The sequence below is a fragment of the Kribbella qitaiheensis genome (assembly GCF_014217565.1).
GTDB lineage: Bacteria > Actinomycetota > Actinomycetes > Propionibacteriales > Kribbellaceae > Kribbella > Kribbella qitaiheensis_A.
Map to the genome: position 1 here is coordinate 3,619,657 of NZ_CP043661.1, position 11,336 is coordinate 3,630,992.

Here is an 11,336-nt window from a genome sequence, read left to right on the forward strand (position 1 = left end):
CTGAGCCCGGCAGGCATGACGCCGTCAAGCCCAACCACCTGCGGGCGACCATGGGTCCCCGAGCGGGGACGGAGGCCGCGCGGGGACTACTTCTTGCTGATCAGGGACCTGGCGAAGAATTGGAGGTTGGCGGGGCGTTCGGCCAGGCGGCGGACGAGGTAGCCGTACCAGTCTTCGCCGTAGGGGATGTAGATGCGCATGGTGTGGCCCTCGCCGGCGAGGCGGAGCTGCTCTTCGGGGCGGATGCCGAAGAGCATCTGGTACTCGAACGAGCCCGGGCCGGCGGTTCGCGCGGTCGGCCAGGGAGCCGGCGATCGCGATCAGGCGCGGGTCGTGGGAGGCGATCATCGGGTAGCCGGCGCCGTTCATCAGGACCTTCATCGCCCGGACGTACGCCTTGTCGACGGAGCGCTTGTCCTGGTACGCGACCGACTCGGGCTCCTTGTAGGCGCCCTTGCAGAGGCGGACCCGCGAACCGGTGGTGGCCAGGTCGCGGCAATCGCCCTCGGTACGGCGCAGATACGCCTGCAGCACGGCACCGGTCTCGGGGAAGTCCTGCCGGAGCTCGCGCAGGATGCCGAGGGTGGAGTCCGTGGTGGTGTGATCCTCCATGTCCAGCGTCACCGTGGTGCCGGCGTTGCGGGCCGCGTGGCAGATCGACCGGGCGTTCTCCAGGGCGATCTTCTCGCCGTCGCCGGGCAGCGCCTGGCCGACGGCCGACAGCTTCACCGAGACCTCGGCGTTCGCGGTCAGGCCGGCCGCGGACAGCTGCTTCAGCAGGGTCAGGTACGCATCGGCCGTCGCGGTGGCGGCGGCGACATCCGTGACGTCCTCGCCCAGGTGGTCGAGGGTGACGTGCAGGCCGTTGCTGACCAGCTTCTCGGTGGCCAGCACGGCCTCCGGAGCGGTCTCGCCGGCCACGAACCGGGCCACGATGCCATTCGAGACCGGCATCGCCGAGACGGCCTTCTTGATCTGGGGGCTGCGGGACACGCCCAGCAGGATTCGCCGAAGCACTTCGAGTTCCTCCTCGTTGCCCGTCCCGCCCGGCCCCTTGTGCCGGCGATGTTCCAGGGGTGTCTGCAGGCTACGCGCCTGGACCGAACGCTCCCTAATCGTGTGGCCCGGACCACACCAGTACGCCGACTGGTCCGGCCATCCAACCCGGCCCGCGCCCCACGCGCGGACTGGGCTGGTTCCCCATCGCCCCGTAAGTTGGGTGGGCAGGGCCGCCAAAGCGGGCGGCCTGGTCCCCGGTCAGGAGAGGATGCGGTAATGCGGATCTTCAAGCGTCGCCGGACCACGGCCGCGCCGGCCGACGCGATCGGTGCGTTCTGGACCTGGTGGCGGCAGACCGGTGCCACCCAGATCGCCGCGGCGATCGCCGAGCGGGATCTGACCGCGGCCGGCGCCGTACTGTCCGAGCGGGTGCACAAGATCCACGAGAACCTCGACTGGGAGCTCAGCCTCGGCCTGCACGCCAAGCACGTCCTGATCGTCACCGCCGCGGGCGACCCCGGCACCCGCGCCATCGCCCGTCGCTGGCTGCGCGCAGCCCCGGTCTCGGACCAGCTCTGGGAGTACGCCGACATGCGCCGGCCGTCCCCGGATGGCGGTATCAAGTTCGACGGTATGCCGCTGGTCGCCATCGAGACCGCCCTCGTCACGATCGAGCCGGACCGCCGCGAAGCCGCTCTGCACGTCGAGGTGCACCACCCGACGTTCCCGGCACTGCCCGAGGAGCTCCGCCAGCGGGTCACCTTCCGGCTGCTCGACCTGGTTCTCGGCGAGGAGCTGGTCGAGACCTGGATCGGCGCGATCAGTACGGCGGTCGAGCCGCCCGCGAACGCGGTACCGATCTCTGAACTGCTTCCGGCAGTAGCTTCATTCGCCGCGGCGCACGTCGCCGAGGACGGTGGGCCGAGCTGGCGGTTGATGGAGGGCGAGACCCCCGCCGGGGATCGCCTGGTCGCGACCGCGATGGTCCCGCTCCGGTCGATCCAGATGCCGCACCTGGACACCCACGTCGCCGTCGAGGTCCCGTACAAGGCCGCCCGCGAGGACGGGCTGCCCCAGGACGAGACGCTGAGCCATTTGCGCGACTTCGAGGACCACCTGTCCGACCGGCTCGGCGATTCGGGCCGGCTGCTCGCCCACGAGACGGCGGCCGGGTCGCGGATCCTGCACTACTACGTGGACGGGACCACGCCGGCGGCGGCCCAGTTGCAGGCCGCGATCACCGGCTGGCCGGACGGCCCCGTCACCCTCGCCGTCTCCACCGACGCCGGCTGGGAAGACGTCCGGCACCTCACCTAAAGGCCGACTAGGCCGTACGGCGTTTCAGCGTGGCCGCACCGAGCACAAGCGCGCCGACGATGAACGCGGCGACGACCAGCGCGTCGGTACCAGCACCGGACCCGAATCCGTTGCCCCCGGCAACTCCGACGACCGCGTCCACGGCGTACGAGAGTGGCAGCACGTCACTGACAGCATGCAGTACGCCGGGAAGCTGGTCGCGGGGCAGCAGCAACCCGCAAAGCAGGAGCTGCGGGATCATCACGGCCGGCATCATCTGGACCGCCTGGAACTCGGTAGCTGCGAACGCGCTCGCGAACAGACCCAGCGCAGTACCGAGAACTCCGTCCAGGACAGCGACCACACCGAGCTGCCACGCGGATCCCTGGATGTCGAGGTCGAGCGCGTAGAGCGAGATCGACACCACCACAACCGCTTGGACCACGGCGATCAGCGCGAAGGCCAGCGCGTACCCGAGCAGGAAGTCCAGTTTGCCCATCGGCAGCGTGAACAACCGCGGCAGCGTGCCACTGGTCCGTTCCCGCAGAGTGGCCACCGACGTCACGATGAACATGATGATCGCCGGGAACACCGCCAGCAGCGGCCCGCCGACCCGGTCGAACGTGGTCGGCGACTTGTCGAACATCCACCACATCAAGGTGATCAGCAAGGCCGGCATTACGATCAGCATCGCCACGGTCCGGTGGTCCCGGCGCAGTTGTGCCAGCACCCGGGCCCGCCATCGCGAACGTCACGCGCGGGGTCATCGCGCACCTGCTTTCCGGTCGATCAGCGTAAGGAAAGCCTGCTCGATGTCGTCCGTTCCGACCGACTGGAGCAGCGCGTCAGGAGTCTCGTCCGCGAGCAGATCGCCCTCGCGCATCAGCAGCAGCCGGTCGCAGCGGACGGCCTCGTCCATCACGTGGCTGGACACCAGCAGCGTCGCGCCGTCGTCCGCGAGCCGGTGGAAAAGCTCCCAGAGGTCGCGCCGGAGCACTGGATCCAGCCCGACGGTCGGCTCGTCCAGAACGAGCAACTCCGGGTTACCCAGCAGCGCGGCCGCGAGTGAGACGCGGGACCGCTGGCCGCCGGACAGCCGATCCACCCGTGCGTCGGTATGGCTGCGCAGGTCGACCGCCTCGATCACCCGGTCGACATCGTCGGAGGAGATACCGAGGACGGCGGCGAAGAAGCGGAGGTTCTCGGTCACGGTGAGATCGCCGTACACGCTGGGCTCCTGCGTGACATAGCCGATCCGGCCCCGCAGCTTGGCCGCACCGGCAGGCAGGCCGAGCACCTCGACAGACCCCGTGACCTTCGCCTGCAGCCCCACGATCGCCCGGATCAACGTGGTCTTGCCGCACCCCGAAGGCCCCAGCAACCCGGTCACGGACCCGGCGGCGAGGTCGAAACCCACCCCGTGCAGGACTTCCCGATCTCCCCGCACCACGACCACGTCGCGACACGTCACCGCGTTTTTCATCATCTGATGAATTTAGCGTGTACGACGTACTTCGGCAAGCGCCCGAGTCGCTCAGGCGGTGAGGTAGTGCTGGACGACGGGAGCGACCCGGTCGATCAACTCGGCGACCGGCGCGGAGGCGACCGGTTCGAGATCGACCAGGTAGCGGGTCAGGGCCAGGCCGATGAGCTGGGTGGCGACCAGCGAGACCCGGAGCCGGGCGTCCGGGACGCCGAGCGCGTCCGAGACCGGGCCGATGATCATCTCGGTGATGCCTTCGCGCATCAGCCGGGCGACATCCTCGCTGGTGACCACGCTGCGCATGATCGCCTTCATCCGCTGCTGGCCGTCGGGAGACTCCCAGACACCGAGGAAGGTGGTCAGGATGCGGCGGCCCAGTTCGTCGCGGGGGCCGGACAGGATCACCGCCGCGATCTGGCGCGGGTCGACGGGGAGCGCCATCGACTCGATGAAGAGTTCGTCCTTGCTGTCGAAATAGTGGTGCACGAGCGCCGCGTCGACACCCGCCTCGCGGGCTACCGCGCGCATCGAAGTACCGGCGAACCCCTTGCCCGCAAAGGATTCCCGGGCTGCCCGGAGAATCTCACCCCGGGTGTCCGGACCGCCCGGCCGGCGCCCGGGAGCACGGCTCGGCGGATCGGCCCGGCCGCGGCCCGCGGTACCGGCCTTGCGGCTTGCCGGACCGCTCACGGGGTCAGCTCCGACACCTCTCCGTCGCTGGTGACGGCGAAGGCCGACCGGCGAGGAACCGTGTCGGCGGTCCGGACGAAGTGCTTGCGGGTGAACTCCAGCGACTCGACCAGATCGATCTCGCGCTCGGACCGGCTGGAGCACCGGCGGGTGTTGATCTCGATGATGATGTGGCCGCGGAAGTCGTTGTCGGCCAGCCCGTTCAGCAGATCGGCCGCGCGCTGGGTGCCGCGACCGGGGACCAGGTGCTCGTCCTTGGCAGAGCCGGTGCCGTCGGTGAGGTGCACGTGCTTGAGGGTGCTGCCCATCGTCGCGGCCAGCTCGACACAGTCCTGCTCGGCGGTCGAGGAGTGGGACAGGTCGAGCGTGGTGTGCGCGTAGGTCTGCTCGGTCGGGTCCCAGCTCGGCGCGTAGGCCTGCAGCCCCTTGCCGGGCGCGCGCCACGGGTACATGTTCTCGACCGCGAAGATGACGCCGGTCTCCGCCTCCAGCCGGGCGATCCCCTCGACGAAACCGCGGGCGTAGTCGCGCTGCCAGCGGAATGGCGGGTGCACGACGACGACGTCGGCGCCGAGATCCTTGGCCGCCTCCGCACTGCGCTCCAGCTTCTCCCACGGGTCGGTCCCCCAGACCCGCTGGGTGATCAGCAGGCACGGCGCGTGGATCGCGATCACCGGCAGGTGGTGGTAGTCGACCAGCCGCTTCACCGCGTCGATCTGGGTGCTGAGCGGGTCGATCCCGACCATCAGCTCGACCCCGTCGTAGCCGAGCCGGGCGGCCAGCTCGAAGCAGCTGGCGGTCGACTCGGGATAGACGGAGGCCGTGGACAGGCCGATCTTCGCGGCGGTCTTGCGGGAGTTCATCGCACTACGCTTTCGAGGTTGTCATCGAGGGTCATCGGGGTTGCAACTGGTCCAGACGGGACAGGATCACGCCTTCCCGCAGAGCCCACGGACAGACCTCGAGCGAGGTCAGGTCGAACAGATCCATCACGGCATCCGCGACCAGCGCGCCGGCGACCAACTGGGTGGACCGGCCGGCCGAGACCGCGGGCAGCGCGGGCCCGCTCGGCGGCGGTCATCTTGATCAGCTTGGGCATCCACTCGGCCAGGTCGTCGCGGTCCAGCGAGCGCGGCACGTACGGGCCGTCGTCCGACGGAGCGGCACCGCAGATCCTGGCCAGCGACCGGAACGTCTTGCTGGTCGCCACCGCCCGCTGCGGCTTACCTGCTCGCAGTACGTCGCCTGCCACGGCCGCCATCTCGACCCGGATCCGCTTCCGCAGCGCCCGTACTTCGTCCTTGTCCGGCGGGTCCGCGGTCAGCGACTCGCGAGTCAGCCGGCCCGCACCGAGCGGCACCGACACGGCGACCGTCGGCTCCTCGTCGGACCCGGCCGCGATCTCCAGCGACCCACCGCCGATGTCGAACACGGCCAGCCGGCCCGACGACCAGCCGAACCAGCGTCGTACGGCGAGGAAGGTCAGCCGTGCCTCGTCCTGCCCGGTCAGGACCTGCAGGTCCAGCTTGGTCTGTTCGCGGACCCGGTCCAGCACCTTCTCGCCGTTCGGAGCCTCGCGGAGCGCCGAGGTCGCGAACGCGAGTACGGACTCGCAGCCCTTGTCCTCGGCGAGCTCGGCCGCCTCGGAGATGAACGAGACCAGCTCGTCGGCTCCGGACTGCGCGATCCGGCCGTCCTTCTCGAGGTGCTCGGCGAGCCGCAGTTCGGTCTTGTGCGAGTACGCCGGCAGTGGCGCGGCACCACGGTGCGCGTCCACCACCAGCAGGTGGACGGTGTTGGATCCCACGTCGAGTACGCCGAGCCGCATACCCTCCACGCTACTGGACTCCTGGTGTTCACCTGCCCGGCCCGCGGTGGTCCTGTCCCAGAATTGACCCCGCACCGCCCTTGTCCGGCAATCGCAGTACCGGCCGGGATGATCGCGTATCACTGCGGAGGACGTACGCTTTCCGGGTGCCTGAGGTATCTCTCGATTTCCCCCGTGCCTTTGTCGAGTTCGTCGATCCGGAAGACCCTGATCAGGTGTTCCGTTGTGACCTGACCTGGCTGGCGTCCAACTGGACCTGCATCTTCGGCGGTGGCTGTCGCGGCATCTACAAGGGCCGCCCGAACGACGGCTGCTGCACCCTTGGCGCGCACTTCTCCGACGAGGACGACGAGTTGCGGGTGAAGGGCTACGTCAAGCAGCTCGGCAAGGACGACTGGCAGTTCCGCAAGGAAGGCAAGACGAACGGCTGGGTCGAGACCGACGACGACGGCGACCGCAAGACCCGGGTCTGGGAAGGAGCCTGCATCTTCCTGAACCGGCCGGACTTCCCCGCCGGTGGCGGCTGCGCGCTGCACGGGCTCGCACTCAAGCAGGGCGTGCACTTCGTCGAGACCAAGCCGGATGTCTGCTGGCAGTTACCGATCCGGCGGACGTTCCGCGAGGTCGAGCGGCCGGACGGTACGACGTACACCGAGGTCGGGATCGGTGAGTACGACCGGCGCGGCTGGGGTCCGGGCGGGCACGACCTGGACTGGTACTGCACCGGCAACACCGAGGCGCACATCGGCGTCGAGGCGGTCTTCGAGTCGAGCAAGGTCGAGCTGCAGACCCTGATGGGGCTGAAGGCGTACGAGATCCTTGCGGACCTGTGCCGCCAGCGCCTCGAGTCGGCCAAGCAACTGCTTCCCCACCCCGCCTCGAAGTTGTCCTAGACCTTGTTGTTGGCGACCAGCCAGCCGAGTGCGTCGAGGGCGGTCTCCAGTGGGGAGTAGCGCGGCCGGAAGCCGAGTAGCCGACCGGCCTTCTCCATCGAGCAGTGGGGGCTGTGCGCGATGTGGTCGTGGGTTGCTGCGGCGGCACCTTCGGACACCGTCGCGACCCACTCGTCCCACGGCAGGAAGGTGAGGTTCGGCTGCTTGCCGAACCAGGGCCCGCCACGCCCTCGGCGTACCCGCGGAGTGTCATCGCACCGTCGGCGACCGCGTGGAAGCTCTCGCCGATCGCGACGGAGCGATTCGCCAGCGCGGCGAGGAAGACTCCGGCGACGTCGGCCGCGTGGACGTGCTGGACGGTCTCGAGGCCGAGGTTGGGCAGTGCCAGCTCGGTGCCGTCGGCAAGCTTCCGGAAGACGCCGGGATCGAAATTGCCGGCTGGATTGACGGGCACCCAGCCGGGTCCGCTGATGTGTCCTGGATGAACGATCGTCACGGGTAGTCCGTCGCGATGTGCCTTGGCCAACAGGTAGCGCTCGATCGCCGCCTTGCGGATGCCGTAGTCGCCGAAGGGGTGTCGCGGGGCGTCCTCGCGGGTCGGCACCATGGCGCTCGGGCCGTGCACCCAGATCGTGCCGCAGTGCAGCAGGTGCCCGACCTCGCTCTGAAGCGCCTCCGCGAGCTGCCGGGCGCTGTCCTCGGTGAAGCAGATCAGGTCGATCACAACATCCGCCCGCAGGTCCCGGACCCGCTTCCCGAAGCTGCCCGCGGCATCCTCGGCCTCACGATCCACCCGCTGCAACTCCACCTGCTGCCAGGCCCCGTCCTCCTGGTACGGCGCCCGCTCACCCCGACTGAGCACAACCACCTCATGCCCCCGCCGCACAAGCGCCGGGACCAGAGAAGTGCCGATATGACCAGTCCCACCGATGACCACAATGCGCATGATGTCGAGCCTAGACCTGCCCAAACACAGCCCACCTCAATCGCGCTCTTTTCTCCCCGCCCCGAGCGGAGCGAGGGTGGCTCTCACTCCCCGCCCCGAGCGGAGCGAGAGCGGCCCTCACTCCCCGCCCCGAGCGGAGCGAGGGGCGGTTAGGGTGCCCTTTGTCGACACCCCGGCGACAACAACTGTCGGTGGCGGGGACCAGAATGACCTGCATGCGCTTGGATCATCTTTCATATGCGGCCGGTCCCGACGGGTATCAGGCGACGGTCGACCGGCTGTCCGCCGCGCTCGGCGCCGAGTTCGTCGACGGCGGCGTGCACCCGCGTTTCGGCACCGTGAATCACATCCTCCCGCTCGAAGGTGACCGCTACATCGAGGTCGTCGACGTGCTCGATCACCCGGCCTCCGACAAGGCGCCGTTCGGCCAGGCCGTCCGCGCCCGCAAGGAGGTCGGCGGCGGCTGGCTCGGCTGGGTGGTGGCGGTTCGCGACATGCAGCGGATGGAGCAGCGACTCGGCCGCGAGTCCGTCCCGGGCAACCGGCACCGGCCGGACGGCGTCAACCTCACCTGGCGGCAGATCGGCGTCAAGGGCCTGATCTCCGACCCGCAACTGCCGTTCTTCATCCACTGGGACGACCTGACCCAGCATCCGTCGAACGGCGGCAAGGGCGTCAAGCTCACCGCGCTGGAGATCGCCGGCGACCCGGCCCGGGTGACCGAGTGGATCGGCCACCCGGCGGACCACCTGCTCGACGACCTGGACGTCGCCTGGGTCGGCCCGAACGGCCAGCCCGGCCTGGTCGCCGCCGTCTTCCAGACCCCCCAGGGCATCGTTCGGCTGTGACCTCGCAGATCTTCGCGATCTCGGGGATCCTGACCGGCGACCGTTCCCGCACGCGGGACCTCATCTCGTACGCCGTATCGCTGGCTGACGTCGGCGATCGGCCGGCCCGGTTCTGCTTCATCCCGACCGCCGAAGGCGACCACCCCGGCGCCGTGGACTGGTTCAAAGGTGCCTTCGGCAACGACCCGGCGGTCGAGGCGAACGTGCTCACGTTGTTCACCCAACCGAACGTTCCCGATGTCCGGTCCTTCCTGCTGGACCAGGACGTGCTCTGGGTCGGCGGCGGCAGCGTGGTGAACCTGATGGCGGTCTGGCGCGCGCACGGACTGACGGAGATCCTGCACGAGTGCTGGCAGAACGGCGTGGTGATGGCCGGCCAGAGCGCGGGCAGCCTGTGCTGGCACATCGGCGGACCGACCGATTCGTTCGGGGCCGGACTCGATGCCTACGGCAACTGCCTCGGCTGGCTTCCGTGGAGCAACGGCGTCCACGACGACCTGGCCGACCAGCCACGGCGTACGACGTACCGGCGGTTGGTTGCCTCGGGCGCGCTTCCTGGTGGTTATGCGACCGAGGACGGCGTCGGCCTGCACTACGTCGATGGCGAGCTGAAGGAAGCCGTCGGCGTGCTCCCCGACAAGCGAGCTTGGCAGGTCGAACCGGACGGCGTCGGTGGTTTCACCGAGACCGAGATCGTGCCGCGCCTGATCTAAAGCGCCTCGAGCTCCACCAGGGATGTCTCGAGGTGAGCCAGCAGGCGCTGGAGATGCGGGACGGTTCGCCGGCAGCCGGTGAGGCCGAAGTGGAGCTGGTGGTCGTAGCTGGTGACGCTGATGTTGAGTGCCTGGCCGTTGAGGACGATCGAGGCCGGGTACATCCCGAGCAGGCGCGAGCGGTTCCAGTACAGCGGACTCTCGGCCGGGCCGGGGATGTTGGAAATGACCAGGTTGTACGGCGGTGGCGCGTGGCCCGCGAGCCCGGGAATCACCGCCGCGGGACCTGCCGAACCGAGGCCGAGTGCGCCGATCATCAGGTTCTGCATCGGAGTCAGTTGCGACAGGACGCTCTTGCCGTACGTCGTGGACGCCATGATCCGCCTGATCCGGCGCTCCGGATCGCGCTCGTCGGTCGCGAGGTCGGCGATCAGCGTCGCCAGCGAGTTGCCGCCACCCGGCGCGTTCGCCGCGGCTCGCAGTGAGACCGGGACCATCGCCGTCATTCCCTTGTCCGGAAGGGCGTTCAGCTCCAGCAGATAGTTGCGCAAGGCCCCTGAACACATCGCCAGCATCACGTCGTTGAGCGTCGCGCCGGTGATCGCGCGGACCTTCTCCAACCGTTCCATCGGCCAGGACTGCGCCGCGAACCGCCGGGACCCGGTGATCGGCTGGTTGAACACCGTCTGCGGCGCCTTGAACGCGACCGACGAATGCTCGTGCTGCAGCGCGTAGAGCGCGCTCTTCAACCCGACCGGCGACAACCCGGCCAGGTCGGCCAGCAGCCGTCCGACGCCGCCCATCGCCTGGCCGGCTCCGCCCATCATCCGGCCGGCCTCGGCTGGGATCCGGCCGGCCGCCGCGACCAGTTCGGCCGGTGTGGGCAGCCCGGTCGGCCGCTCGCCGACCGGCTCCGCCAGGCGCGGCTCCTCGGGCAGCGCGTACGTCGCCGGCATGTCGGTGAGCATCGGATCCGCGGTCAGGGTCGCCTGCATCAATCGCAGCGCGCTGACGCCGTCGACGAGCGAGTGGTGGACCTTGGAATAGACGGCGAACCGACGCCCTTGCACGCCTTCGATCAGGTGCATCTCCCACAACGGCCGACGCCGGTCCAGCAGCGTGCCGTGTAGCCGGCTGGTCAGCTCGAACAGCTCGCGATACCGCCCCGGCCGGGCCAGTCCGGACAATCGGACGTGGTACTCCAGATCGATCTCGCGGTCCTGCTCCCAGGACCAGTAGCCGAGATCCAGCGCCCGGTTCCGGACCCGCCTGGTGAACAGCGGATTGACCGTCTGGTTCTCGATGATCTCCTGGTAGAGCCGTGACACATAATCCCTGGTGCCGTCCGGGAAGACCTGGTCCCGGGCGCCCTCGGGCAGCTCGAACAGCATCAGACCACCGACATGCATCGGCTGCTCGCGCGTCTCCCCCAGCAAGAACATCGCGTCCAGCGGCCCCACCGCGGTCATCCCGCCTCCCGAGCTGGCCTGGTTCTCGACGTCTCAGGCCGTCTACCCGTGCTAACAGCCTGAGCCGACTCTAGTTACCCGCTCAGTATCTGCAAGGCCAGGGACTCCAAGCCTCCTTTGTCTTTCCCTTTCCCTTCGCTCAGTGGAGGGAAAGGGAAAGACAAGGGGAAG

Annotated in this window: 12 protein-coding genes and 1 pseudogene; 4 read left to right on the forward strand and 9 right to left on the reverse strand. The window is 69.0% G+C overall.

What is annotated here, in order from left to right:
- Positions 1 to 24: 24 nt before the first annotated feature.
- Positions 25 to 1,017, reverse strand: coding sequence for a proline dehydrogenase family protein (locus F1D05_RS16825; RefSeq protein ID WP_428995017.1), 993 nt, complete (start codon positions 1,015 to 1,017; stop codon positions 25 to 27).
- Between the two features lie 258 nt (positions 1,018 to 1,275).
- On the opposite strand from F1D05_RS16825, the gene F1D05_RS16830 reads away from it, so the two are divergent.
- Entirely contained in the window at positions 1,276 to 2,316 is a 1,041-nt protein-coding gene (locus tag F1D05_RS16830) for a DUF695 domain-containing protein (RefSeq protein ID WP_185448540.1), read from the forward strand.
- A 7-nt stretch (positions 2,317 to 2,323) separates the two neighbouring features.
- On the opposite strand, the gene F1D05_RS16835 is transcribed toward F1D05_RS16830, so the two are convergent.
- The 5 genes from F1D05_RS16835 to F1D05_RS16855 all read right to left on the reverse strand — a co-directional run bounded on the left by F1D05_RS16835 (position 2,324) and on the right by F1D05_RS16855 (position 6,296).
- Entirely contained in the window at positions 2,324 to 2,986 is a 663-nt protein-coding gene (locus F1D05_RS16835; RefSeq protein WP_246486871.1) for an ABC transporter permease, read from the reverse strand.
- A 72-nt stretch (positions 2,987 to 3,058) separates the two neighbouring features.
- Positions 3,059 to 3,781, reverse strand: a complete 723-nt coding sequence (locus F1D05_RS16840; RefSeq protein ID WP_185448541.1) for an ABC transporter ATP-binding protein — start codon at positions 3,779 to 3,781, stop codon at positions 3,059 to 3,061.
- Positions 3,782 to 3,829: 48 nt separating this feature from the next.
- On the reverse strand, positions 3,830 to 4,468 hold the full coding sequence (locus F1D05_RS16845) for a TetR family transcriptional regulator (protein ID WP_185448542.1): 639 nt from the start codon (positions 4,466 to 4,468) through the stop codon (positions 3,830 to 3,832).
- Positions 4,465 to 5,331, reverse strand: a complete 867-nt coding sequence (locus F1D05_RS16850) for a sugar phosphate isomerase/epimerase family protein (protein ID WP_185448543.1) — start codon at positions 5,329 to 5,331, stop codon at positions 4,465 to 4,467. The genes F1D05_RS16845 and F1D05_RS16850 overlap by 4 nt, the downstream gene beginning before the upstream one ends.
- A complete protein-coding gene (locus F1D05_RS16855) occupies positions 5,328 to 6,296 on the reverse strand; it encodes a Ppx/GppA family phosphatase (RefSeq protein ID WP_428995018.1) in 969 nt (322 codons plus the stop codon). The genes F1D05_RS16850 and F1D05_RS16855 overlap by 4 nt, the downstream gene beginning before the upstream one ends.
- Positions 6,297 to 6,442: 146 nt before the next feature.
- Between F1D05_RS16855 and F1D05_RS16860 the strand changes: the two genes are divergently transcribed.
- Positions 6,443 to 7,189, forward strand: a complete 747-nt coding sequence (locus F1D05_RS16860) for a hypothetical protein (protein ID WP_185448544.1) — start codon at positions 6,443 to 6,445, stop codon at positions 7,187 to 7,189.
- Here F1D05_RS16860 and F1D05_RS38900 read toward each other — a convergent pair.
- Both F1D05_RS38900 and F1D05_RS43015 read right to left on the reverse strand, forming a co-directional pair.
- The gene (locus F1D05_RS38900) at positions 7,186 to 7,347 is read right to left on the reverse strand and encodes a hypothetical protein (RefSeq protein WP_206686239.1); all 162 of its coding nucleotides are present in this window, start codon (positions 7,345 to 7,347) and stop codon (positions 7,186 to 7,188) included. The genes F1D05_RS16860 and F1D05_RS38900 overlap by 4 nt on opposite strands.
- Positions 7,348 to 7,538: 191 nt before the next feature.
- Positions 7,539 to 8,135, reverse strand: a pseudogene (locus tag F1D05_RS43015) (NAD-dependent epimerase/dehydratase family protein); the annotation flags it as partial.
- 215 nt (positions 8,136 to 8,350) lie between these two features.
- On the opposite strand from F1D05_RS43015, the gene F1D05_RS16870 reads away from it, so the two are divergent.
- Both F1D05_RS16870 and F1D05_RS16875 read left to right on the forward strand, forming a co-directional pair.
- A complete protein-coding gene (locus tag F1D05_RS16870) occupies positions 8,351 to 8,983 on the forward strand; it encodes a VOC family protein (RefSeq protein ID WP_185448545.1) in 633 nt (210 codons plus the stop codon).
- The gene (locus F1D05_RS16875) at positions 8,980 to 9,696 is read left to right on the forward strand and encodes a peptidase E (protein WP_185448546.1); all 717 of its coding nucleotides are present in this window, start codon (positions 8,980 to 8,982) and stop codon (positions 9,694 to 9,696) included. Before F1D05_RS16870 ends, F1D05_RS16875 begins: the two co-directional genes overlap by 4 nt.
- Here F1D05_RS16875 and F1D05_RS16880 read toward each other — a convergent pair.
- Positions 9,693 to 11,165, reverse strand: coding sequence for a WS/DGAT/MGAT family O-acyltransferase (locus tag F1D05_RS16880; RefSeq protein ID WP_185448547.1), 1,473 nt, complete (start codon positions 11,163 to 11,165; stop codon positions 9,693 to 9,695). The genes F1D05_RS16875 and F1D05_RS16880 overlap by 4 nt on opposite strands.
- Positions 11,166 to 11,336: the final 171 nt, after the last annotated feature.